Here is a 23,980-nt window from a genome sequence, read left to right as displayed (position 1 = left end):
ACACGGGCTCTACTGACGGCTACTCTATTTAGAGAGGGAAACGAAATCAAGGTTACGAGTTATCTTTTGCAGATTCCTGTGATAACGGGCATCCTCATCTGTACCCTAAAAGCGCACAGTGGCAGATTTTTATTCTATCAAACATCAATTTAGTGTAGTTTAATAAAGAAATTATTTATTTTTCAGGAATTATACAATGCAAAATATCGGGATGTCGTCAAAACTCGACAATGTCTGCTATGACATTAGGGGTCCTGTACTCAAACATGCTAAACGCATGGAGGAAGAGGGGCATAAAATACTGAAGTTAAACATTGGTAACCCCGCCCCATTTGGCTTTGACGCCCCAGATGAAATCCTAGTTGATGTGATCCGTAATCTGCCTACTTCACAAGGCTATTGCGACTCAAAGGGGATCTATTCCGCGCGCAAAGCCGTGGTGCAACACTACCAGAAAAAAGGGCTGCGTAGCCTAGATGTAGAAGATGTTTACATCGGTAATGGTGCTTCAGAGCTTATCGTGATGGCGATGCAAGCGCTGCTTAATAATGGCGATGAAATGCTTGTCCCTGCTCCTGATTATCCATTATGGACCGCTTCGGTCGCCCTCTCCGGTGGCACCGCTGTGCATTACTTATGTGATGAAGAGGCCGATTGGTATCCTGATCTCAACGACATTAAAAACAAAATCACTCCCAAAACACGCGGTATTGTGTTGATCAACCCCAACAACCCAACAGGTGCTGTCTATAGCCGTGATTTCCTGCTGGAAATTGTTGAGATTGCCCGCAAGCATAAATTGATCATTTTCGCCGACGAAATCTACGACAAAATCTTATACGATGGTGCAACCCATACGCCCATTTCAACACTGGCTGATGACGTTTTAATGGTCACTTTTAACGGCCTGTCAAAAGCGTACCGTGTGTGCGGGTTCCGTGGTGGTTGGATGTTCCTTACCGGGCCAAAACACATCGCCAAAGGTTATGTGGCTGGTTTGGAAATGCTTGCCTCAATGCGTTTGTGTGCCAACGTGCCCATGCAGCATGCGATTCAAACCGCATTAGGTGGCTATCAAAGTATCAATGAGCTGATTTTGCCCGGCGGCCGACTGCTCGAACAGCGCGATCGCGCGTGGGAATTGATCAACCAGATCCCCGGCGTCTCATGTGTCAAACCTAAAGGAGCCATGTACCTGTTCCCGAAAATCGACACGAAAATGTACAGCATTAAAGATGACCAAAAAATGGTGCTCGACTTCTTAAAACAAGAGAAAGTGCTATTGGTTCAAGGAACGGGCTTTAACTGGCCAAAACCGGACCACTTCCGCATTGTCACCTTACCGCATATTGAAGATTTGGAAATTGCCATTGGCCGCTTCGAACGTTTCTTATCGACCTACAGTCAGTAGCATTCTGACGTAAACTTCCATATGCTAAACGGGCGCACTTTTCGATACTAAAAGTGCGCCCGTTTTCTTTTAATCGCCAATTTTTCTCTTGGCCCCCGACACAGCAAGGATGTTTATTGCAATGAAAGAGAGTCACTTTTTTGCTCACTTAGCCCGAATGAAGTTAATTCAACGCTGGCCTTTAATGCGATCCATCTCCAGTGAAAATATCTCTGAACACAGCCTACAAGTGGCATTTGTCGCTCACGCTTTAGCCGTAATCAAAAACAAAAAATTTGGCGGCAAGGTCAACCCTGAACGGATTGCGATTTTAGGTATGTACCACGATACCAGTGAAGTGTTGACGGGCGATCTTCCGACACCAGTTAAATACTACAACCCCGATATTGCGAAAGAATACAAAAAGATAGAAGCCGCCGCCGAACAAAAACTGCTCTCGATGTTGCCTGAAGAGCTGCGTGAGGATTTTGCTCCATATCTCGTTTCAGACGCCGCGCACCCTGAAGATGTGGCGATAGTCAAACAGGCAGATTCACTCTGCGCCTATCTCAAATGCTTAGAAGAACTCAGCGCGGGCAACCATGAATATGCGCTGGCCAAAAAACGTTTAGACGTCACCTTGCGAGATCGCCATACACCTGAGATGGAGTATTTTCTCAATACCTTTGCCCCTAGTTTCGAATTAACGCTGGACGAGATCAGCTAACTCACGCTAAGTTACTTGTTAAGTGTTTGAAAAACATAAATGTACTGCAGGAGATGGCATGGATATATCCATTGACCCCAAATGGCTTGAACGCCAAGATGATGAGCATAAAATCCGCCGCGATGATCACCGCAGCCCTTTCCAACGCGATCGGGCACGTATTCTTCACTCGGCAGCATTTCGTCGCTTGCAAGCCAAAACTCAAGTACATGGCACTAGCTTGAATGATTTTCATCGCACTCGCCTCACTCACTCCTTAGAAGCCGCGCAACTCGGCACTGGTATAGTGGCGCAAATTAAACTCAAGCAACCAGAGTTTCGTGATTTGCTGCCTTCGGATAGTTTGATCGATTCCTTATGCCTAGCGCATGATATCGGTCACCCTCCTTATGGTCATGGCGGTGAAGTGGCGCTCAATTATATGATGCGCGATCACGGCGGCTTTGAAGGCAACGCGCAAACCTTCCGAATTGTGACCAGCTTAGAGCCTTACACCGAACACCATGGTATGAACCTGTCACGCCGCACTGTGCTGGGGTTATTAAAATACCCTGCGCTGCTGAGCCAAACTCGCGCCGTACAGCAACCCAATGCAGTCGCTCACCAGCGTCAGTTGAAAGCTAAAGAGTGGTCGCCTGCTAAGGGAATATACGATTGCGATCACGCGATTTTTTCTTGGGTAACGGAGCCGCTCTCTGCGCAAGATAAAGCTCTACTCAGTCAAATGCGTGGTCAGCCCACAACGCCTTATCAACATCACAAGACTCGCTTTAAATCACTCGATTGCTCAATCATGGAGCTGGCCGATGACATTGCCTACGGCGTGCACGATTTAGAAGATGCCATCGTGCTTGGCATGGTGACTCGCCAACAGTGGCAAGAGGCCGCAGCCCCGAAACTGGCCGAATGCGGCGATGCGTGGTTTGAAGAACACATCGCTTCCATCAGTGAAATGCTGTTTGCAGGCAAACATTATCGTCGTAAAGATGCGATTGGCGGGATTGTTAATGCGCTACTGACTAGCATTCATATTCAAGCCGTTGATGCGCATTTCGAGAATGAACTACTCGCCTTCAACGCCTATTTAGAACCCAATATGGCCGCCGCACTGGAAGTACTGAAATCATTTGTGAGCCAATATGTGATTCAAATTCCGCAAGTGCAGCGTTTTGAATACAAAGGCCAACAAATCATCATGGATCTATTTGAAGCGCTAAGCGCCGATCCTGAACGCTTACTGCCAGAAACAACGCGCGGTAAGTGGCAAGCCCAAACCAATGAAAACGATGGTATGCGCGTTATCTGTGACTATATTTCGGCTATGACCGATGGCTATGCGCAAAGGCTCCATCAACAACTCTTCTCAGCTCATAATCACTATTAATGGCTGGTTGAGTGGTAGCTTCTGCCATCATTACTCACTGATATAGCGGTTACTCGCTGATATAGTTTTGCTTAAAAACCCCAGCTGGCATTTGGCTAATTTGAAAGGCAACCATCGCATCAAAAGCATCAAGGAGCGGTTGAAAATTTTGCCGTGGCTCAAGCAATGACAAGATATGAAAACCAGCTTCAACGGTTGATAAGCTGTTTTCACTCGGTGCCTTGCGAATGCGATAATTGCCTTTGAGATCGGTCGGCAAGTGCAAACACGGTAGCGAATGTAAATTGCTCGAGAGTTGCCACATTTTATACACTTTCTTCCAAGTACCATCGAGTAAAATAACTCGTACTTTTCTGGTATCAGCATTGATATTCATAGCCGACACGGGCTGCGCAGTCTCATGCGGGTAAAGTACATAGTTGAGCACATCCGGCTCAGCTAAGCACTCGTTCAGCTGAGTGTGCTGGCTAAAATCTTCGGCAACAAAGCGCCTGCAATTCGCTAAAGATAAATCGAGAATTCGGGCTGTGCCCATTGGGCGATGTTCTTCTGTCGGATGTTGAAGAATGATAAGCTCGACCGACGAGGAAAGCGGTACGATCAAAGAACAGATGCAGGCTTTTCGCGCTTTACCACATTGAGAACAGTATCGAGACATAACGTGAATTACTTTCGCCTTTGCTTACTAAACATAAACCATCAAAAAAATCGTTATTTTGCACTACTTGCTATCAGCTTGGTCTGCTTGGGGTTGCAATGGCCGCCACTGGCCGCCCTCAGTGCGTGGAATCGGCCTGCCATTGAAGCGGGCCAATGGTGGCGGATCCTAACAGGAAATTTCACACACACCAACTTTACACACCTTGGTATGAACCTCGCAGGGCTGTGGATTATCCATTTTGTGTTTCAGCCGAGCAGTAAAAAATGGTTAATCAGCCTTCTGGCAACCAGCCTGATGGTAGGCGTCAGCCTTTTTTTGAGCCGTATGCAAGTCTATGTCGGCCTTTCAGGCGCGCTCCATGGAATGTTTGCCTATTTGGCGCTGCAAGAAGCACTGCAAGGGCGTCGCAGCAGTTGGCTGTTGGTGGTTGGTGTTATTGTCAAAGTTGTCTGGGAGCAAATTTTCGGCGCTTCAAGTAACACCAGTGAGCTTATTAATGCACGCGTGGCTATCGAAGCGCATTTAGCAGGCATGTTGGCCGGGTTGATACTCGCCATCGGTGAATGGCTGAGATCAAAAAAAACGGAGAAGTAACGCACTTCTCCGCTTAATACTCTCCGAAAAATAATCTGCCTGCTTCGAGAAAGACGCGCCTAACCTAAACGATTGGCCGTTGACCGCGACTGATCAATTTCAGAAGCACGCTATCAGCCGCTTCGCCCGCAACACCAGCCAATTTATCAGTCAGTTTTTTCTTCTGCACATAATGGATTGCCAGTACCGTTTTATCTTTACACGCAGCAACCACTAAGTCGTCAGAAGTTTTGATCTCATCGACTAAACCGAGCTCTTGAGCTTGAGTCCCAAACCAGTGTTCACCAGTGGCCACTTTCTCAAGGTCAAGCGCTGGACGATGCTCGCGGATAAAATCTTTAAACAGTTCGTGAGTCTCTTCGAGTTCTTGCTTGAACTTATCGCGCGCTTTATCACTGTTTTCACCAAACATAGTCAGCGTGCGTTTGTATTCACCTGCGGTCAACTGTTCAAATTCAATATCATGTTTTTTAAGCAGTTTATTAAAGTTAGGTAGTTGCGCGATAACGCCAATGGAACCGACAATCGCAAAAGGAGCGGCCACAATTTTATCAGCAATACACGCCATCATATAACCACCGCTGGCGGCTACTTTATCAACTGCGATGGTTAGGGGTAACCTAGCTGCTTTAATGCGATCGAGCTGCGAAGAAGCCAAACCATAACCATGCACCATGCCACCACCAGTCTCTAAACGCAGCAGCACTTCATCACCTTGACGAGCAACGGCGAGAATGGCGGTCACTTCCTCGCGTAACGAACTCACTTCTTTGGCATCAATACTGCCGTTGAAATCCAAGACAAAGAGATGCGGTTCACGTATGGTATCTAGCGCTCCCTCTTTGGCCGCTTTTTTGATCGCTTTGTCACGTGCTTTGTTTTTCTCTTTTTCGCTTTTCTTTTCTGCTTTATCGCGAGCCTTCAAGAAAGCATCATCGTGCAGATGGTGTTCCATCTGCTCGACCATTTCTTTATGACGCTCGGTTAAATTCACTACTTCCAGCTCGCCTTTCTGCGCGCTGTTTTTTCCGCCCACCGATTTCACAATGACCAATAGCACAACAAGAGCGACGACGATTGTCGCAATCTTGGCCAAAAATAGGCCGTAGTCCAATAAAAATTCCAACGTCCTAATCCTCATAGGTTTTGATTTGGTGTATTGTAACCACCTTGTCACGAAGACTTAAAGCAAATCATAACAATAAGGAAGCACAAGGTGGATTATTCAGTTTCTGCAGATGCCCTCAAAGATAGAGTCATTTTAGTTACAGGTGCTGGCGACGGTATCGGTAAACAAGCCGCCATCAGCTATGCAGCCCACGGCGCAACCGTCATTTTGCTCGGCCGCACGGTGAAAAAGTTAGAACAAACTTATGATGAGATAGAAAACGCTGGCTACGCAACACCTGCGATTGTTCCGCTGGACATGAAAGGAGCCACCAAGCAACATTACCTCGATATGATCGATACCATTGCAGAGCAGTTTGGTCGCTTAGATGGCGTGCTACATAACGCGGGGCTTTTGGGTGTGATCAGCCCGTTTGATCAGATCGGTGAAGATTCTTATGACGATGTCATGCAGGTCAACGTCAAAGCGCAATTCTTACTCAGCCAAGCGGCGCTGCCATTGCTGCACAAATCTCCAGATGCGCGGATTGTATTTACCTCTTCAACCGTAGGCCATGATGGTCGTGCTTTTTGGGGCACTTATGCTATGTCAAAATTCGCCACAGAAGGGATGATGCAAGTGCTAGCTGATGAGCTAAGCAACACATCAATTCGAGTGAATGCAATTAATCCCGGTGGCACGCGCACTGGCATGCGCGCTAAAGCTTATCCCGCTGAAGATGTGGAGTTGTTGAAAACGCCTAAAGATATCATGCCGCTTTATCTCTATTTAATGGCGCCGGAAAGCCAAGCCGTGAATGGTCAATGTATCGATGCACAACCGAAAAAGTAATGGCTTAGCTTTTTCTTAATCTTTCAATGCCTTGCCTCATCAGCAAGGCATTGTCGTTTGAGGTGAACGTTACTATTTCATGTCAGCACATTACATTAGAGACGGCTTTATTGTAATGATGGCTAAAAATCTTACGAAAGCACATCACGTAATCGGTCTTGTGCCACTTGTACTAATAAATCGGGTTGAAATTTAGAGATAAAACGATCACAACCCACTTTTTGTACCATGGCTTCATTAAAGCTGCCACTGAGTGACGTGTTTAACGTAATAAATAGTGATTTCATTCTCGGATCATTACGGATCTCGGAAGTCAGTTTATAGCCGTCCATTTCTGGCATTTCAGCATCGGTGATCATCAGTAAAAGCTCACTCGTTACATCTCTTCCTTCATCGCTCCACGACTTCAGAAGATTCAATGCTTCTAAGCCATCTCTGCATTCGACAATTTCCAAACCAAGCTGTGAGAGCGTCCCTTTTATTTGGTTACGAGCCGTTGAAGAATCATCCACAATCAGAATTTTTCGCCCGACCATCTCCGCAACCAAATCATGATCAAGAATGCCTTCTGAGATAGAAACATCATAATCAATAATCTCAGCTAACACTTTTTCAACATCAATGATTTCAACAATATGGCTACTGTTGACCTCTTTAACATGGGTGATAGCGGTAAGGTAATTAGAACGGCCAGCTAAACGCGGTGGTGGCTGAATTTCAGTCCATGCGGTATTGATAATATTGCGAACTTGCCCAACCAAAAAACCTTGAATGGTTCGATTGTACTCAGTGATGATGAGGTTCTGTTCCTGGCTATCCAAGCGAGATGGAGGAAAACCGATCGCACTGCGCAAATCAATGACAGGAACTGGCACTCCCCTCAATGAGGCTACACCCGTAATATTATGATGAGAACCGGGCAATTTCGTTAACTGAGGAACTTTGATCACTTCCCTCACCTTAAATACATTGATCGCAAAAATTTGCCGGCTATTTAAGCTGAATAAAAGCAACTCAAGTCGATTCTCTCCGACAAGATTGGTGCGCTGGTCAACCGTATTTAAAACACCTGACATACGAAATCCCGAAAATTATAGTGAACTCACATAACAGTATAGCCATATGGGTTAATTGTAAAAAATATAAATGATCTAACCGCAAAAAAATTAACCTTCGACAACTTTCATCAGCAAAAGTCCATCATAGAGAGCTTGTTTAATCAAAGCCGCACCGGGCATGGTTGCCTGTTTATAAAAACGTGATTCCACTAATTCGAGATCTTGATGATAGACAGGTAAGCTCTGCTCTTCGATGCATTTTTGCAATGCAGGGTATAACACGTTCTTAGCTTGGTTGATAACACCACCGATAAGAATTTTTTCTGGGTTAAATAGGTTGATCACAATTGCGATTGCGGCCCCTAAATAACGTCCTAGTTTCTCTATCACATCCACCGCTAATGGGTCACCCTCTGCTGCGGCCTCACAGATATCTTCAATAGTGATTTCACTGTGCTCGGTCAATGATGAAACCTCACCGTTTGCAATACGCAGCGCCACTTCTTCACGAATTGCTTGCGAACTGGCGACTGTCTCCAAACAGCCAATATTGCCACAATGGCAACGTTTACCGTGCGGATCAATTTGGATATGACCTAACTCACCGATATTCCCGTGCCGACCTTGCAGCACCCTGCCATCGAGGATAATGCCGGCCCCTAAACCGTGGTGAATAGAGATAAGAACCGAATTTTCATTGCCTTGCGAGTGGCCAAACAACTTTTCAGCCAGTGCCCAAGCTCGGGTATCATTCGCCACAAATACAGGTAGGCCCGTTGCCTTATAAATTTCAGGACCAAGAGCCAGATTTTCCACATTGTAATGAGGCATCTGCAGCACAATCCCTTGCTCTGAATTCACTAAACCGGGCAAGGTAATTGCGATACTCGTCACTCGATCCAATTGCGACGAGTAGGTTTGAAAAAATTCTTCAATTTCGTAAAGCAACCTAGCGAGCACGTCATCTTGGTCTAGCTCATGGATCTCAATTTTGGTGTCGATCAACACTTCACCACCCAACTCATGCAGGGCAATAATTAGGTAACCACGCCCTAAACGCATGGATAAAAATTGCCATCCCTCATTATTGGTTTGTAAACCAACGGCTGGGCGGCCACGGCTGATCGCTTCTTGTACTGTCGTTTCATGGATTAAATGAGCTTCAATTAACTCACGAGTAATTTTGGTAATACTTGCCGGAGCAAGCTCACTCTCCTTCGATAAATCGATGCGAGAAATGGGACCTTTTTGGTCGATGAGTTTATATACACGACCAGCATTGACCTGTTTGATATGATCAATATGGCCTGGTTGCGCCATATACATTGGGAGCTCCAGAAATCAATAACATGCCAATTTTTTTACTTTGCGAAGTAATTGTGAAGCGCTTTAGTATATTGCCGTGACAAGCATCACGGATATACCTAGATCTTCGTGTATTTAGCCAATAAACTGCCATTTGTTTACATTCAAAAAATATGAAACTCCTCTTTTTTTGTGACAAAAATCATCTGACACCTGTCGATAAATTTCACTCTTATCCCCTTTCTTTCGCCAGATCTTGCATATACTCAATCTAGATTCCCGCCCCATCAGGAGAACACAATGACCGCTGTGTTAAGAAGAACAAAAATCGTGACTACTTTAGGCCCATCAACAGACAAAGGCGAGATATTAGAGGCGATTATCAAAGCTGGCGCAAATGTTGTGCGCATGAATTTTTCACATGGTAGCTCCGAGGACCATAAACTGCGAGCGCAACGAGTAAGAGCTATCGCTGCTAAGTTGGGTCGCCATGTCGCTTTACTTGGTGATTTACAAGGACCAAAAATTAGAGTCTCCACATTTAAAGAAGGAAAAGTCTACTTAAATGAAGGTGACCGATTTGTTCTTGATGCAGAGCTCCCCCCAGGGCAAGGTGACCAAGACTCGGTTGGCATTGACTACAAAAAACTACCACAAGATGTGCAACAGGATGACTTGCTGCTATTGGACGACGGACGAGTACAACTACTCGTCACAGCAGTCGATGGTGCTAAAATACACACCATAGTCACCGTCGGTGGTCCACTTTCAAATAACAAAGGCATCAACAAAAAGGGTGGCGGTTTATCGGCGGAAGCGCTGACCGAAAAAGACAAACGAGACATACTACTCGCCGCCGAAATACAGGTTGAATATCTAGCCATTTCATTTCCTCGCAATGGCGAAGATATGAAATACGCTCGCCGCCTCGCTCGTGATGCAGGCCTTGAGGCCAAGCTCGTGGCGAAAGTGGAACGAGCAGAAACCGTGGCCAGTGATCACAATATTGATGACATCATTATGGCCTCCGATGTGATCATGGTCGCTCGTGGTGACTTGGGGGTAGAAATTGGTGATCCTGAGCTGGTTGGTGTGCAGAAAAAACTGATCCGCCGCGCTAAGGCACTCAATAGAGTAGTGATCACAGCAACACAAATGATGGAGTCAATGATAGAGAACCCAATGCCAACCCGCGCGGAGGTAATGGATGTTGCCAATGCGGTGCTTGACGGAACCGATGCGGTGATGCTTTCAGGTGAAACTGCTGCTGGTAAATACCCAGTAGAAACGGTTCGTTCGATGGCCGAAGTGTGTGTCGGCGCGGAAAAAATGATCGAAGCTAGCCAACAAAATTACCGAATCGATACTTCGTTTGTGACTGCTGAAGAGACCATTGCGATGTCCACTATCTATGCGGCCAATCACATGGAAGGAATCAAAGCCATGGTGACTCTGACCGAATCAGGAAGAACAGCGCTTATGACCTCACGCTTAAATTCTGTACTGCCTATCTTTGCTATGTCGCCCAATGAACGAAGTTTAAACCGCTGCGCTCTATATCGGGGAGTCACACCCGTCTATTTTGATACCAAAGCAGACACTGGTTTTGATGTGGCCGTTGCAGCTCTCAATACGCTTAAGGAGAAAAAATTGTTAGAGTTCGGTGACTTAGTGATCATCACTCAAGGTGACATTATGGATGTCGAAGGGTCAACCAACTGCATGCGTATCCTGCCGGTCCTTGAATAACCCGTGCTCCCCGTTGACTTAATGGTCGCGGGGAAAATAATCCGGTGATGCAATACGGGACTGATATGCCGACTGTGCTTGGTTAAATTGGTCGATAAAGCGATAACCCGCCGTCAGTCCCAGCTCATAATCATAAAGCAGATCTTCTTTGCTGCTTAAGAGAGATCTTGACCTCAGTGGTTCGCTGGGCACAATCTGTAGGATGTAAACATCATCCGGCGGCGCACGCAAAAATTCTTGAGTAAGAGAATAAGTTTGGTAATGCACCATTAACATATCCGCTAACCCCGAATCAAACTTGTCACCAATTAAATGACTCAAGCGATAAATATCATCAGCGCCAAATAACCAGCGTCCACCATTGAGTAGCTCCAAATTCATTTGCTCACGTTTTTGTAGCTTAGAACGTTCTATTTGTTGATGGAGAAGACCACTCCACTCTTGCTTCCAGTAAGACAATTTTTGTCGCCACTGACCTTGAATATTTTGCAAAGGTTCATGTAGCCAATGAGCCTCGTTGTAAGGCTTAGCAGAAGGCAACGGCTTCATCGGTAACCCACTCTCTACCGCGTCGGCATCAGGGCATTCAGTGCGGATTACCGCAACAAAACGGGCACCTCTACGCCATGCCTCCTGAACTGGAATTGATGCCGATACTCCACCATCAATATATAGGTCATCACCCAGCTTGACTTCATGCGGATATAAGCGGGGAATCGCACAGGTGGCAATCAACACCTCTCGCCAGTTACTTTCTAATATCGGGAAATAATGGTCGTGGAGTGAGTGTGCTGAGGTAACAGCAGCATAAGCTTTTCTTTTCGCAAGGACTTGGGCTCCCATATCGACATCCAACCGATAAGGAAATTCCGATATGCGATCTAAAGCCCAATCCAAGTTCATGAACTGCTTACGCCGAACGTAGCTAAATAGATTAAAAAAATTAGCATCCGTGGTGAGTTCTAAAATAAAAGCCTTGCCTAACCCATGTTGACGGCATAGGTAAGCGCACAAATTCAATGCACCTGCAGAGGTGCCATAAAATTCATCAAAGGGGTCAAAATTGGAAAGAAGGAACGCATCTAACACACCTGCGGTAAAAATACCTCTTTGGCCACCACCTTGGGCAACCAATGCATTTTTTCCTCCAATGTACTTCGAGAGCCGATCTAAATCCGCTCTCGTCTCTTTATCAGAGATAGTTCCACTAGTGTTCATCAGCAGAACCCTCGTTGATTAATGGCTGATAGCGATCAAACCAAAACCGACGAGAATAGTAAAGACCGTTGCAGTAATCACTAATGCATATTTTAGATCAAGTTCCATAGCCACCTCCTATCAGATAACAAAGTAATAACATCAGTGTGAAGTATCTTCAAGAATCGTTGATTTTTCGTGCACAATTATGGAGTTACCATCACAATAACCTAATCGTTAAAAAGTGGCTTAGGTTAATAATTATGCATCAATACAATAAAATCATTCTTATCATAGGAGCTTTATCTGCTCCCTATGCACAAGCGCAAGTCATCGTTTCTCCCTTTTTTGGGTATATCATTGGGGGGGAAGTCGAGGATCAAACCAGCAATGAATACGATTTAAAAGCTTCCTCTGGTTATGGCCTCGCTATTGAAACTGATTACGAAAAAGGCCGAATTGGTCTGTTTTATGCCACTCAAAACACCTCTGTTGAAACCATTAACGCGGATGCCAACATCCATTATCTCCACTTTCAAAGCAGCATTTATTATCCGACAAGCCAACAATTGACCGCTTATATAGGCCTAGGTATCGGTGGTTCTTATACGGATGTTGACTGGGCTAAAGATAAATATGGTTTTTCTTCAAGCTTGTTTGGGGGTTTTGAGTATGCCTTTACCGATAACATTGCGCTGAATAGCCAAGTGCGTTGGTTAGGTACCTCTGTTGACAACGAAACTTCAGCAACCTGCACACTGCCCTCTTCAGAAACGTGCGCGATTCGTTTTAAATCTGATTGGATCAATCAATTTTCGGCTAATATCGGCCTAACAGTTCGTTTTTAAACCAAGATAAAATTGTGGTGTGATTCACTAGTGAGTGTATGTTTTTCAGTCATACACTCTTCGACAAAAAATAGTTTTATCATTTATATTTTTTAGACAACGAAGTTATAAATTCCATTCTTATTAAAAAATGACGTTCATTCCACCTAAATACCAATTAATTAACAACTAATACACCATCAAAAAACCAGGGAATAACATTTACAATCTATTGCCTTAACTTATATTAGTCTGTAGTCTCGAACCCATGCGTAGCTGATTATTTCAGATACAGCAAACACACATCGAACTATTAAGAACAATATTCTGAGTTCTCGGAAAGCTGACAACATATAACACTAACTTTTTGCCAGTTCATGGATGATGGCGCAAATATTCACGGTCTACCTAGTGTACCGATAGTATTCATCACTCCAACACTGGCTCCGCAGCCGAAGAGAAGCTTCATACCTCAGGGAAGTCGTAAAGGAGTAAACAATGAAGCGAGAACAATGGGGATCCCGTGCAGGGTTCATTCTGGCTGCCGTAGGTTCGGCTATCGGTCTTGGAAACATATGGCGTTTCCCTTATATGGCTTATGAGAATGGGGGTGGTGCATTCTTCATCCCTTACCTTTTCGCCATGATCACAGCGGGTATACCGTTTATGATCCTAGAGTTCAGTATGGGTCAAAAGCATCGCGGTTCAGCACCAGCCACACTGGCTAAAATTCACGCAAAATTTGAATGGTTAGGTTGGTTCCAAGTAGGGGTTGCCGCTATTATTGCTGTGTATTATGTGGCCGTTATTGGCTGGGCTATTTCCTACTTTGGTATGTCGTTTACACAAAGTTGGGGAACCGATACTAATGCTTTCTTCTTTAGCAACTATTTAGTACTAGGCGATAATTCACCGACAAATCTCGGTAGTATTCAATGGAAAATCGCCATTGCAATGCTGATTGCATGGGCCATTACTTATGCTGCTATCGTCGGTGGAGTGAAATCTGGAATCGAACGCGCTTCAAAAATCATGATGCCAATACTGTTTATCATGGTACTGCTTTTGATTGGCCGCATGATTTTCCTACCAGGTGCATTAGATGGTGTGAACTACATGTTTGAGCCTGACTTTGACAAGATCTGGGATGTGAAGGTTTGGGCTGCTGCTTATGGACAGATTTTCTTCACCCTAAGTATTGGTTTTGCCATCATGCTGGCGTATTCCAGCTACCTTCCTGAGAAATCAGACATAACGAATAACGCCTTCATGACAGTATTGATCAACTGTGGTTTCTCAATTCTGGCGGGGATTATGATTTTCTCTGTTCTTGGCTACATGGCTCATGAACAAGGCAAACCGTTGACAGAAGTCGTGTCTGCGGGCGTTGGGCTTGCATTCGTTACGTTGCCAGCGGCTATCAACCTATTGCCAGCGCCCTATATTCTTGGGCCAATCTTCTTCTTTGCACTTGTTGTTGCAGGCCTAAGCTCACACATATCAATCATTGAAGCCGTCACCTCAGCCGTCATCGATAAGCTAAAATGGAGCCGTAAAAAGGCCGCTAATGTAGTTATCAGCGTAGGGTTTTTGGTTTCAATGGCCTTTGCGACCAACGGTGGCCTGTTGCTGCTCGACCTTGTCGACCACTTCGCAAACAACGTGGGCATTATGGCGAGCTGTCTAGTGGAACTTACGCTCATGGCATGGCTATTTAAGATTTCTGACGTACGCAAATACGTGAACAGCATTTCCGATTTCAATATTGGCGTGTGGTTTGATATTTGTCTGCGCTTTATCTCACCTGTAATTTTGGCCATTATTGTCGCCACAAAACTGAACGCTCTATTCACAGAGGGTTACGGTGGTTATGACCTCACCCTAGGATGGGTCATGATCGGGTTACTATTCGCTATAGGCGTAACAATCAATGCAACAAGCCGCAAGGAGTGCAACTAATGACGACAAGTGCAATTATTATGATGATTATTGGTTTGGGCATTACGTGGGGTGGCGCCGCCATCTGCATTAAAAAAGCCATGAACAAACAATAATCCTGTTGATTCTAAAAGCCGATGTCATCATCGGCTTTTTTTATGCCTGTCGACAACCGCTACACCTGCCTCTTGAAGCCAAACCTATTCATACCACCCAAAACCACAGCAAAATTAAACAAGTGATGTGAATAAAGGAATAGAGCGAAATAGCCCTTACTTGATTATCGTTTGAGATAAAAGAGAGTTAAGTCAACAAGCCAAGCGAGAGATCCGTCTTATCGCCGCAAGCGGACAACTCAACTAATAAATGAGATGGCAATGATCAACTTATAAAAATAGGGGATGGCTGATGAACGAGTTAGCGGCAAAAGAAAAGGAGGCTTTCGCCTCCTTTTTTATAGGGGAATGAAAAGATATGAATTAACCGTGGTTACGGATCCACTCATCCATTTCAGTTTTAAGGTTGTCAGACTTAGTACCAAAGATAGCTTGAACGCCACCCGATACAACAACAACACCCGCAGCACCAAGCTGTTTCAATTTCTCTTGGTTTACTGCTTCTGTTTTAGCAACAGAAACGCGTAGACGAGTAATACATGCATCTAGGTTAGTGATGTTTTCTTTACCACCAAAGGCCGCAACAAGTTCACCAGCTAACTCACTACCTGTAGCAGAAGAAGCTTCTTCAGATTCATCTTCACGACCTGGAGTTTTCAGGTTCATCGTACGGATAACGAAAGTAAACACGACATAGTATAGAACTGCATAAGCAATACCTAGACCAACCAGTAGCAACATGTTTTCAGCACGAGGAGACTGAACAACAAAGTCAATGAAACCGTTCGAGAACGTGTGACCGTGAACAACACCTAGAGCGTTAGTCAATACATATGCAAGGCCTGCAAGTACCGCATGGATTGCATACAAAACAGGAGCAATGAATAGGAACGAGAACTCAATAGGTTCGGTAATACCCGTTAGGAATGACGTCAATGCGGCTGACGCCATGATGCCCATTATTTTAGCGCGGTTTTCTGGTTTTGCAGAATGTGCAATAGCAAATGCAGCAGCAGGAAGACCAAACATCTTAAACAGATAACCACCCGCTAGTTGACCAAAGCCATTACCAGCAGCACGAGATGCATCATCAGCCGTCAAGAAGCAAGTCATGATACCGTTAACTGTCTGCCCAGCCCCATTAACACATTCGCCTGCTTGGTAGAAAAACGGTACGTTCCAAATATGGTGAAGGCCAAATGGAATCAATGAACGCTCAACAACACCGTAGATACCAAATGCGGTTACTGGGTTTTGGTTAGCAGCCCAATCAGAGAATGTTGCAATAGCTGAACCTACAGGAGGCCAAATGACAGATAAAACAATACCTAGAGCAATCGCAAGGAAACCCGTAATGATTGGTACTGCACGTTTACCCGCGAAGAAGCCAAGATATTCAGGAAGTTGAATTTTGTAAAAACGATTGAATGTCCAAGCAGCAACACCACCTGCAAGGATACCACCAAGAACGCCTGTCTCGATGTTATCAACACCCATTACGACTGCCATTACTTTTAGCGTCGCAACCATGATGCCATAGCCAACAATTGCTGACAGGCCTGAAACACCATCGTTATTCGTGAAGCCTAATGCTACACCTACTGCAAAGAGTAGTGCCATTTGACCAAAAACCGAACCACCAGCTTGTTCCATTAAATGTGAAACAACTTCTGGTAGCCAGCTAAAGTTCGCTGCACCCACACCAAGCAAAATACCCGCAACTGGTAAAACTGATACTGGAAGCATCAGAGCCTTACCAACTTTCTGCAGGTTTGCAAAAAGGTTTTTAAACATGTTTATGCTCCTGATTAAGTTATTAGAATTGTTTGGGTTCTAACGGCACACCCCCGTAGCCTAAATGTTAGCACCCAATGAAAATGTAACCACATATCGCATTATATTTTTCGCCTCTAAATATATCTTGATGCCACTCAAACTTTCTAGTTAGTAACGAAATTTTGTTTCAAAACAATAGACCGATCACAATGCGGGAGGGTGTAAACCCTGCCAGTCAATTAATATAACTTTATGTTTTATAATGATATTGTTAACAATGCCATTAATTTCACAGAGTGAATAAAATTAGCGCACTTGTTATTTTTAGTAACAAAATTACATTTTTAACTTTCAAGCTTATTTTTTCAACAGATTAAGTAAACAAGGTAATAAGTTGTTAATTACCACGCTAACTTGATAAAAAACGCCGTCTTACACGCATTTCTCATGACAATTCAACTTTCCGTCGCAAAAAAAGATTTTGGTAATTTTCGGTCGTTTTTTCTTCAATTACTTTTAATGACAGACTTTTTAGCTGTGCAATATAAGCAGCAACCTCAACAACGTAGGCTGGCTGATTTTGCTGACCACGGTGTGGAACCGGCGCAAGATAAGGGGAATCAGTTTCAATCAGCAAGCGTTCCAAGGGCAGCGCCTTCACAACTTCTTTCAATTCTGTCGCTTGTCTAAACGTGACAATTCCTGAAATAGAAATATAAAAGCCAAGCTCCATAGCGGCTTGTGCAAAGGCAAGATCTTCAGTAAAACAATGGATAACACCACCGCACCTTTCTGCCCCACCATCACGGAGCATTTCAAGAGTATCAGCCCGGGCATTTCGTGTATGAATAATCAAAGGTTTGTTAAGGGCAACGGCGGTTTCAATGTGCTGTGAAAACCGTAACTTCTGTAACTCAGCCGTTTCCGGCTGATAGTGATAATCTAGCCCCGTTTCGCCAATCGCCACCACTTTGGGATGACTCGCGTATTGATGGAAGCGGGTCAATTCAAAATGACTTTCAACGTCAAGTGGATGAACACCACAAGAAGCATGAACATTATCAAAGGGCTGAATAAGCTCTAACATTGGTTCAAAAGAATCCAGCGTTACGCCAACAGAAAGCAATTGCTTAACATTGGCTTGACGAGCTTTTTCTACTACATCAGCAACATCGATATGGAGCGTATCGTAATCAAGTTTATCTAAGTGGCAGTGCGAATCTACAAACATGTTTTCTCATCATTAAAGTTAAATAGCCAATCGCTGATCAGTAGCTCGCTATTGAGCCCACTAAACGTCTTTAGTTCTTCCATTAAACGAGTTAATGCCTTGGTTTGGCGATAAAGTACTGGGTAGCTGATCTGTTTTGCTAATCGAAGGCTAATAGGAAGCTGCTGCTGTTCAACCACGCCAAATTTTACCTTTTGCGTATCGGTCAACATGGTCCACAACCAAGCCAAATATTGGGTAGGCGCCTCATTAATCTGCTTCACACAAGCGGAAATATCGGCACTGGCATCAGTTAAGCAATGAGCAATATTTTGCTCAAAAGCCTGATATTTTGCTAACTCTCCCGATTGAATAAACGCCAATGTATTTAGTGGTGAATAACCATTTAAATGCGCCGCATAAGAAGGGACAGGTTGCGATGTCTGTTCACTTAACCAATGCGAGACTTGTTCACTGCTCGGTGGTGTCAGCACCGTTTTTTGACAGCGACTGATAATGGTTGGGAGTAATGGGTTGATACGAGAGGCGACAAGTAAGAAAAAACAATTGCGCCCCGGAGCTTCTAACGTTTTGAGCAGTGCATTCGCTGCTGATTCATTCATGGAATCGGCGGGATTAATAACGATAAAGCGAGCACCAGAAAGCTGCGCCGATTCTTGAGCCAACTTATTGCATTGCCTAATTTGATCAACGGTAATCGCCTTCCCCTCTTTTTCAGGCGAGATCAGATGAAAATCAGGGTGACTACCAGACTTCATCAATTCGCAGCTATGACAAAACCCACACGCTTCTGAATGGCTGTGCGAACACATCACTGCTGCACTCAACTTCTCAATGAGCCGTTCAGCGCCCAGTCCTGAGGGAGAAATGAGTAAGCTTGCCGCAGGGAACTGCTGGTTATTGAGGCTGGTTTGCCACTGAAGCCAATAGCCTTCTAACCAAGGATACAGATCATTTATCATTAATTTGTTACTCAATGTTTAGCCCTAGTTTCTCTCTAGCATATTGGTTTCTAGAAACTGGGTTAACGCTGCTTTGATAGAGAATGCCACCGCTTCTATTGTTTGTTCAGCATTAATCACGACCACGCTTTTATCTTCCTTAGCTAGGGCAAGGTAACGTTCACGCGTGCGCTCAAAAAAACCAATATCCATTTTTTCGATACGATCAAGCTCACCTCGACCTCTGGCTCTTTCTAAACCGATGCTCGGATCTAGGTCCAAATAGAGAGTAAAATCTGGCTTAAAATCACCTAGCGTTACCTTTTTAAGGTTTTGCATCGTTTCTAGCGGAATTTGCCTCCCACCACCTTGGTAGGCTTGAGAGGACATATCATGGCGATCACCAACCACCCACGAACCAGCCGCAAGTGCAGGCTTAATCACATTTTCAACCAATTGAACACGAGCGGCGTACATTAATAGCAGCTCAGTCATATCCTGAAGCACTTCACCGTCATGCTCTTCTTTGACTAAAGCGCGCATTTTTTCTGCTAAAACAGTCCCGCCCGGCTCACGAGTATGAGTGATATTTGTCACGCCGAACTCAATAAGTGTTTCTCTAATGGATTGAATAGCAGTGCTTTTTCCTGCGCCTTCTAAACCTTCTACAACAATAAATTTAGCATTCATGACTGGGTTCTTAACTGTTTTAAATAAGCGCGAACAGCGCGATTATGTTCATTCAATGTTTTAGAAAAAACGTGTCCACCAGAGCCACTGGCAACAAAATACAAATAATTACTCTGCTCTGGGTTTAATGCCGCTTTGATTGAGGCTTCCCCCGCCATCGCAATAGGCGTAGGAGGTAAACCAAAAATAGTATAAGTATTAAATGGCGTCGGTGTTCTTAAGTCTTTTTTACGAAGATTGCCATCGTAGGCATCGCCAAGCCCGTAAATGACTGTAGGATCTGTCTGTAGCCGCATCCGTTTATTGAGTCGATTGACAAAAACGGAGGCAATGCGCCCTCGCTCTGAAGCAATAGCCGTTTCCTTTTCAATAATTGACGCCAAAATCAACGCTTCATAAGGCGTTTTAATTGGCAGATTTGGCTGGCGATTGGCCCAATGTTGATCGAGTATTTTCTCAAGACGTCTATTGGCCCTTTTTAGGATCTCAAGATCGGTCGTTCCAAAAGGGAAATGATAAGTCTCCGCTAGAAACAATCCTTCAAGCTTTTGCTGCTCAATGCCTAATTTTTGGGCAATGTCGGCTTCTGCCAAATCAGCTATCGTGTTTGTCACGCCTTCGGTTTGTGCAAGCAGAGCTCGCCACTCATTAAAGCGGCTCCCTTCGACAAAGGTAATAGAGAACTGATGCTCTTTACCGGATATCACGTCACTTAAGAGATCGATCAATCGATCTCCGGGTTGTACTTGGTAAGTTCCCGCCTTAATTTTGGTTATTTCAGGATGCAGACGTCGCACTAACTTGTACATCGAAAAATCCGTTATCCATTTTTTCTCATTCAATAGCGTTAATACGCCATTAAGGCTTGTACCAGATTTTATGGTCACGACTTGCGATGAAGGAAGCGATAGAGGCTGTTCTAAATAAGCATCTACCTGTCGCTCAATGTAGAAATATCCAGCTCCAACGGCGATAATGATCAGTAGTAATACAACGAGAATTCGATTAATCACGAGTTAAAACGCTCCTGAAAATAGCGTGTTATTTTACCAATAGGGAAAATCGTATTTGCAATTGCCGTGACAGGCGCAACGCCTAATAAGGAGTTAGTAATAAACACTTCATCTGCCGACAATAACTCTTCTAATGAGAATGCTCTCACTTCAACCTTGAGATCGGTAGCCGCCGCCAATAATACACGACGAATAACCCCAGCTACGCCTGCATTGTCTAAGCTTGGCGTACATAACCTACCCCCTGACACCCAAAAAATATTTGCAACCGTAGTTTCTATGACATGCTCATTGATGTCTAGCGCGATGCCGTCAGCGTACCCTTTTACATCCATCTCTGACTTTAATAAGACTTGTTCTAGTCGATTGTTATGTTTGTGACCCGCCAATAATGGCGAGAGTCCCATCCGCTGTTGGCAAACACCAAGCTCGATACCATCAGCTATCCACTGAATATAATGGGCTGGGTACTCAAAGGTACTGATAGTGACTTGAGAATCGCCAACGTTAGCAGGGCTATAACCCCGACCACCTTGTCCGCGGCTAATATGAATTTTCACACCGGATTTTGCGGTACTAGGAACGATCGTTGAGAGCCAATCTTCAACTTGCCGCCAATCAGGGGCGGGAATAGCTAAACACCGCAAACAAGATTCCATGCGTTCAACGTGCATATCCCAATATTGAAGCTCACCAGCGCAAACGAGAATCGTTGTGAAGCAACCATCCCCATACTGAAAAGAGCGATCAGTAAGAGATAGAGTGTCACTAGGTTGTCCATTTACCCAAAACATCGTGCTTACCCCACAAAAAGAAACGGCTCAATGCTAAGCATCAAGCCGTTCAAACTCAAGTGTCACAACCACAATCATTAGATTTTTTTGAAAATCAACGAGCCGTTCGTACCACCAAAACCAAAAGAGTTACAGATTGCATATTCCATACCTTCCACTTTGCGGGCAGTGTGTGGAACAAGATCAATGCCTAAACCTTCTTCTGGATCATCAAGGTTAATGGTTGGTGGAACAATTTGGTCAACTAATGACATAACGGTGATAATGGCTTCAACAGAACCAGCCGCGCCTAGCAAATGACCAGTCATCGATTTAGTAGAAGAGACAAGAACTTGTTTCGAACCTTCTTCACCTAAAGCGCGCTTAACACCTTTAATTTCCGCAACATCACCAGCTGGAGTCGAAGTACCATGAGCGTTGACGTAACCGATTTGAGTACCTGTTACGCCCGCATCACGCATCGCGGCTTCCATCGCTAACGCACCGCCTGAACCGTCTTCGCTTGGTGAAGTCATGTGATAAGCATCACCAGACATACCAAAGCCAACTAACTCAGCGTAAATCTTCGCACCGCGTGCTTTAGCATGTTCATATTCTTCAAGAACCATAACACCCGCACCATCGCCTAGAACAAAGCCATCACGGCCCTTGTCCCAAGGACGAGACGCTTTTTGCGGTTCATCATTACGCGTAGACAATGCTTTTGCTGCGCCAAAACCCGCCATGCCAAGTGGTGTCGATGCTTTTTCTGCACCACCCGCCACCATCGCATCGGCATCACCGTATGCAATCATACGTGCCGCATGGCCAATGTTATGTAAACCTGTTGTGCATGCGGTAGAAATAGCGATATTTGGACCACGAAGACCACGCATGATAGACAAGTTGCCTGAAACCATGTTGACAATCGTTGAGGGTACAAAGAACGGGCTCACTTTACGTGGGCCTTTTTCTACCAAGGCATGATGGCCAGTTTCAATCAAGTCAAGACCACCAATACCAGAGCCGATAGCAACACCGATTCTTGGGGCATTTTCTGGAGTTACTGTGATACCAGAATCATTAAGTGCTTGGATACCCGCCGCAATACCGTACTGGATAAAGAGATCCATCTTACGGGCATCTTTTTTAGACATATACTCTTCGCAGTTAAAGTCTTTGACTAGACCTGCAAAACGAGTTGAAAAATTGGTGGTATCAAAATGTTCGATATTAACGATACCGCTTTGACCAGCTAGCAGGGCTTTCCAAGAAGATTCTACAGTGTTGCCTACCGGTGACAACATACCCATGCCAGTGACAACGACACGACGCTTGGACACGATCATATTCTCCGGAGTTGAAAAGTTCTATGAGAGGTATAGAAGAGTTAGAAAAACTCAGGCGGCCAGAGGGCCGCCTGGGGAGAGATATTACTGAGCGCTGTTTACGTAGTCGATTGCAGCTTGAACAGTAGTGATCTTCTCAGCTTCTTCATCTGGAATTTCAGTATCGAATTCTTCTTCTAGAGCCATTACTAGCTCAACTGTATCTAGAGAATCAGCACCTAGATCTTCTACGAAAGAAGCTTCATTCTTTACTTCTGCTTCGTCTACACCTAGCTGTTCAACAATGATTTTCTTTACGCGTTCTTCGATGTTGCTCATGTTTTCTTTTCCTTTACAGATTTCGCCTAATGCGATGGTTCCGTAGTTTATTCTAACTAGGGAAAGTTGCAAGTGGGTCATTGCTGGTCAAACCACAATTTTACCGATTTTAACCGAAATTAAGACCATTTTTGACTTAAATCATGCACAAATGTTGCGCATATAGTTAGCAAGTTTTACACGTTGTTGACAATAGCAAAGCCTTTATTTCATCAATAACGTTCAAAAACCAACTTATACCATGTACATCCCGCCATTTACGTGCAAAGTTTCACCCGTAATGTAGGCAGCCTCTGGAGAAGCTAAAAATACCACTGCCGACGCAATTTCGCGTGGATCGCCTAAGCGGCCAGCTGGCACTTGGGCTAGTGTAGCAGTACGTTGGTCATCATTCAGCGCTTTTGTCATATCTGTTTCGATAAAACCTGGCGCAACTGTGTTAACCGTCACACCACGAGATGCAACTTCGCGAGCCATAGACTTAGTAAAGCCAATTACGCCCGCTTTTGCCGCTGCGTAGTTGGTTTGACCAGCGTTACCCATAGTACCGACCACAGAGCCCACATTGATGATGCGACCATTGCGCTTTTTCATCATGCCACGTAGCACCGCTTTCGATAAGCGGAAGATAGACGTTAAATTGGTATCAATAATATCTGACCATTCATCATCTTTCATGCGCATTAATAGATTATCACGAGTAATCCCGGCATTATTCACAAGAATATCGATCACGCCAAACTCGTCATTGATGGTTTTCAGCGTCGCTGCGATAGATTCCACATCCGTCACGTTCAGCGCTAGGCCTTTACCATTATTACCAAGATATTCACTGATTGCCGCTGCACCGCTTTCGCTAGTCGCCGTGCCGATCACTGTTGCACCGCGTTCAACTAATAATTCAGCGATCGCTCGGCCAATACCACGGCTTGCGCCAGTCACGAGAGCAATTTTGCCTTCTAGGTTCATCATCTATTCTTTCC

At 44.7% G+C, this 23,980-nt stretch carries 24 protein-coding genes; 9 read left to right on the top strand and 15 right to left on the bottom strand.

Annotated features, from left to right (window positions below; genetic code table 11):
• Positions 1–196 precede the first annotated feature (196 nt).
• The 3 genes from AACR75_RS12535 (at position 197) to AACR75_RS12525 (ending at position 3,501) form a co-directional block, all read left to right on the top strand.
• The gene (locus AACR75_RS12535) at positions 197–1,411 is read left to right on the top strand and encodes a pyridoxal phosphate-dependent aminotransferase (protein WP_047687863.1); all 1,215 of its coding nucleotides are present in this window, start codon (positions 197–199) and stop codon (positions 1,409–1,411) included.
• A 121-nt stretch (positions 1,412–1,532) separates the two neighbouring features.
• On the top strand, positions 1,533–2,117 hold the full coding sequence (gene yfbR / locus AACR75_RS12530; RefSeq protein WP_026028390.1) for a 5'-deoxynucleotidase: 585 nt from the start codon (positions 1,533–1,535) through the stop codon (positions 2,115–2,117).
• 58 nt (positions 2,118–2,175) lie between these two features.
• Positions 2,176–3,501, top strand: coding sequence for an anti-phage deoxyguanosine triphosphatase (locus AACR75_RS12525; protein ID WP_047687861.1), 1,326 nt, complete (start codon positions 2,176–2,178; stop codon positions 3,499–3,501).
• Between the two features lie 49 nt (positions 3,502–3,550).
• Here AACR75_RS12525 and AACR75_RS12520 read toward each other — a convergent pair whose 3' ends face one another.
• Positions 3,551–4,159, bottom strand: a complete 609-nt coding sequence (locus AACR75_RS12520; RefSeq protein WP_047687859.1) for a tRNA-uridine aminocarboxypropyltransferase — start codon at positions 4,157–4,159, stop codon at positions 3,551–3,553.
• Between the two features lie 3 nt (positions 4,160–4,162).
• Between AACR75_RS12520 and rrtA the strand changes: the two genes are divergently transcribed.
• Positions 4,163–4,756 (top strand): rhombosortase, encoded by a 594-nt coding sequence (gene rrtA / locus AACR75_RS12515; RefSeq protein ID WP_017045270.1) that lies wholly within the window; start codon positions 4,163–4,165, stop codon positions 4,754–4,756.
• Between the two features lie 64 nt (positions 4,757–4,820).
• Here the strand turns inward: rrtA and sohB are convergent, their stop codons facing one another.
• Complete coding sequence (gene sohB / locus AACR75_RS12510; protein ID WP_047687857.1) at positions 4,821–5,882, bottom strand: protease SohB; 1,062 nt, start codon at positions 5,880–5,882, stop codon at positions 4,821–4,823.
• Between the two features lie 90 nt (positions 5,883–5,972).
• On the opposite strand from sohB, the gene AACR75_RS12505 reads away from it, so the two are divergent.
• On the top strand, positions 5,973–6,716 hold the full coding sequence (locus AACR75_RS12505) for a YciK family oxidoreductase (protein ID WP_017048556.1): 744 nt from the start codon (positions 5,973–5,975) through the stop codon (positions 6,714–6,716).
• A 131-nt stretch (positions 6,717–6,847) separates the two neighbouring features.
• Here the strand turns inward: AACR75_RS12505 and AACR75_RS12500 are convergent, their stop codons facing one another.
• A complete protein-coding gene (locus tag AACR75_RS12500) occupies positions 6,848–7,792 on the bottom strand; it encodes a chemotaxis protein CheV (RefSeq protein WP_013856421.1) in 945 nt (314 codons plus the stop codon).
• A 90-nt stretch (positions 7,793–7,882) separates the two neighbouring features.
• Complete coding sequence (gene mlc, locus AACR75_RS12495; protein ID WP_013856420.1) at positions 7,883–9,100, bottom strand: sugar metabolism global transcriptional regulator Mlc; 1,218 nt, start codon at positions 9,098–9,100, stop codon at positions 7,883–7,885.
• Between the two features lie 279 nt (positions 9,101–9,379).
• Between mlc and pyk the strand changes: the two genes are divergently transcribed.
• Positions 9,380–10,828, top strand: coding sequence for a pyruvate kinase (pyk, locus tag AACR75_RS12490; RefSeq protein WP_017045267.1), 1,449 nt, complete (start codon positions 9,380–9,382; stop codon positions 10,826–10,828).
• A gap of 18 nt (positions 10,829–10,846) precedes the next feature.
• On the opposite strand, the gene AACR75_RS12485 is transcribed toward pyk, so the two are convergent.
• Together AACR75_RS12485 and cydH are read right to left on the bottom strand one after the other, a co-directional pair.
• The gene (locus AACR75_RS12485) at positions 10,847–12,046 is read right to left on the bottom strand and encodes a patatin-like phospholipase family protein (protein WP_017048554.1); all 1,200 of its coding nucleotides are present in this window, start codon (positions 12,044–12,046) and stop codon (positions 10,847–10,849) included.
• Between the two features lie 18 nt (positions 12,047–12,064).
• Positions 12,065–12,154: a cytochrome bd-I oxidase subunit CydH gene (cydH, locus tag AACR75_RS12480; RefSeq protein WP_094123948.1), complete on the bottom strand. Its 90-nt coding sequence runs from the start codon at positions 12,152–12,154 to the stop codon at positions 12,065–12,067.
• A gap of 134 nt (positions 12,155–12,288) precedes the next feature.
• Here cydH and AACR75_RS12475 point away from each other — a divergent pair, with 134 nt between their 5' ends.
• The 3 genes from AACR75_RS12475 (at position 12,289) to AACR75_RS12465 (ending at position 14,906) form a co-directional block, all read left to right on the top strand.
• Positions 12,289–12,873: an outer membrane beta-barrel protein gene (locus AACR75_RS12475; RefSeq protein WP_047687855.1), complete on the top strand. Its 585-nt coding sequence runs from the start codon at positions 12,289–12,291 to the stop codon at positions 12,871–12,873.
• 477 nt (positions 12,874–13,350) lie between these two features.
• A complete protein-coding gene (locus tag AACR75_RS12470; RefSeq protein ID WP_047687853.1) occupies positions 13,351–14,811 on the top strand; it encodes a sodium-dependent transporter in 1,461 nt (486 codons plus the stop codon).
• On the top strand, positions 14,811–14,906 hold the full coding sequence (locus tag AACR75_RS12465) for a MetS family NSS transporter small subunit (protein WP_010319106.1): 96 nt from the start codon (positions 14,811–14,813) through the stop codon (positions 14,904–14,906). The genes AACR75_RS12470 and AACR75_RS12465 overlap by 1 nt, the downstream gene beginning before the upstream one ends.
• A gap of 363 nt (positions 14,907–15,269) precedes the next feature.
• Here AACR75_RS12465 and ptsG read toward each other — a convergent pair whose 3' ends face one another.
• From ptsG to fabG, 9 genes are all read right to left on the bottom strand, one after another.
• Positions 15,270–16,700, bottom strand: a complete 1,431-nt coding sequence (gene ptsG, locus AACR75_RS12460) for a PTS glucose transporter subunit IIBC (protein WP_047687851.1) — start codon at positions 16,698–16,700, stop codon at positions 15,270–15,272.
• Positions 16,701–17,127: 427 nt separating this feature from the next.
• Entirely contained in the window at positions 17,128–17,913 is a 786-nt protein-coding gene (locus AACR75_RS12455) for a TatD family hydrolase (RefSeq protein ID WP_017049100.1), read from the bottom strand.
• Complete coding sequence (gene holB / locus AACR75_RS12450; RefSeq protein WP_081989646.1) at positions 17,904–18,890, bottom strand: DNA polymerase III subunit delta'; 987 nt, start codon at positions 18,888–18,890, stop codon at positions 17,904–17,906. The genes AACR75_RS12455 and holB overlap by 10 nt, the downstream gene beginning before the upstream one ends.
• Positions 18,891–18,899: 9 nt before the next feature.
• Positions 18,900–19,544, bottom strand: a complete 645-nt coding sequence (gene tmk / locus AACR75_RS12445; protein ID WP_047687849.1) for a dTMP kinase — start codon at positions 19,542–19,544, stop codon at positions 18,900–18,902.
• Positions 19,541–20,557, bottom strand: coding sequence for an endolytic transglycosylase MltG (gene mltG / locus AACR75_RS12440; RefSeq protein ID WP_017049103.1), 1,017 nt, complete (start codon positions 20,555–20,557; stop codon positions 19,541–19,543). Before mltG ends, tmk begins: the two co-directional genes overlap by 4 nt.
• Positions 20,554–21,351, bottom strand: a complete 798-nt coding sequence (gene pabC, locus AACR75_RS12435; protein ID WP_047687847.1) for an aminodeoxychorismate lyase — start codon at positions 21,349–21,351, stop codon at positions 20,554–20,556. Before pabC ends, mltG begins: the two co-directional genes overlap by 4 nt.
• Before the next feature lie 77 nt (positions 21,352–21,428).
• A complete protein-coding gene (fabF, locus tag AACR75_RS12430) occupies positions 21,429–22,673 on the bottom strand; it encodes a beta-ketoacyl-ACP synthase II (protein ID WP_026028275.1) in 1,245 nt (414 codons plus the stop codon).
• Positions 22,674–22,763: 90 nt separating this feature from the next.
• Positions 22,764–22,997, bottom strand: coding sequence for an acyl carrier protein (gene acpP / locus AACR75_RS12425; RefSeq protein ID WP_014204679.1), 234 nt, complete (start codon positions 22,995–22,997; stop codon positions 22,764–22,766).
• Positions 22,998–23,231: 234 nt separating this feature from the next.
• The gene (gene fabG, locus AACR75_RS12420) at positions 23,232–23,966 is read right to left on the bottom strand and encodes a 3-oxoacyl-ACP reductase FabG (RefSeq protein ID WP_026027249.1); all 735 of its coding nucleotides are present in this window, start codon (positions 23,964–23,966) and stop codon (positions 23,232–23,234) included.
• Positions 23,967–23,980 lie beyond the last annotated feature (14 nt).

The sequence above is a fragment of the Vibrio sp. ZOR0018 genome, from assembly GCF_963865925.1.
In the GTDB taxonomy this organism is placed as follows: Bacteria; Pseudomonadota; Gammaproteobacteria; order Enterobacterales; family Vibrionaceae; genus Vibrio; species Vibrio anguillarum.
Note: the sequence above shows the minus strand (reverse complement) of the source record. Positions and strands in the feature narration are given on the sequence as shown.